The sequence below is a fragment of the Flavobacterium sp. GP15 genome (assembly GCF_014281985.1).
GTDB lineage: Bacteria > Bacteroidota > Bacteroidia > Flavobacteriales > Flavobacteriaceae > Flavobacterium > Flavobacterium pygoscelis.
Genome location: NZ_JACFTC010000040.1, coordinates 1 through 525 on the forward strand (window position 1 = coordinate 1; position 525 = coordinate 525).

At 33.3% G+C, this 525-nt stretch carries 1 protein-coding gene; it reads right to left on the reverse strand.

Features of this window, described 5'->3' with window-relative positions; genetic code table 11:
• Positions 1–339, reverse strand: a 339-nt coding sequence (locus H2650_RS15740; protein WP_188051780.1) for a helix-turn-helix domain-containing protein, incomplete at its 3' end; no start/stop codon positions are given.
• Positions 340–525 lie beyond the last annotated feature (186 nt).

Genomic DNA, 525 nt, shown 5'->3' on the forward strand with positions numbered 1-525 from the left:
AATAGGGTCATTTGGGTATAATACCTTGATTTGTCCAGCCATTAATTCAGGGCTAGTCCCCTTTAATAAACTTCTATAAATGAATATTTTAAGTCTTGGATGTGAGTTTATTTTATCTTGAGTTCTTTTGATTTTATTGTTTTCTAAAGCATACCAATGTGCTAAATCAGCCTTGTAGATGTCGGTTGGCTTTAATAACCAAAGTTTTAATTCTTTGGTAATGGTGGATCTGTTTCGATTTACTTGCTTTGCAATGTAGCTTTTGGTCTTATTTTCCTTGAGTAAAGTCTCAATTATAATACGTTCTTCGAAGGATAATCTTTTATATTTTTTTTTCATAATTCAACAAAGATAAAATTTATCATTTGTTGCGTTAGGTTCTTGAATTCTCCCATTTCGGCACAAATTGCCACTAACGTCTTGGCGCTTGGCGTGGTTGCGAAATTCGTAACCGAGTTCTTTCGGCTAAGATAGAATATCTTGCGAAAGAAAAATATGAATTAACCACTAAATTCGCAATCTCGC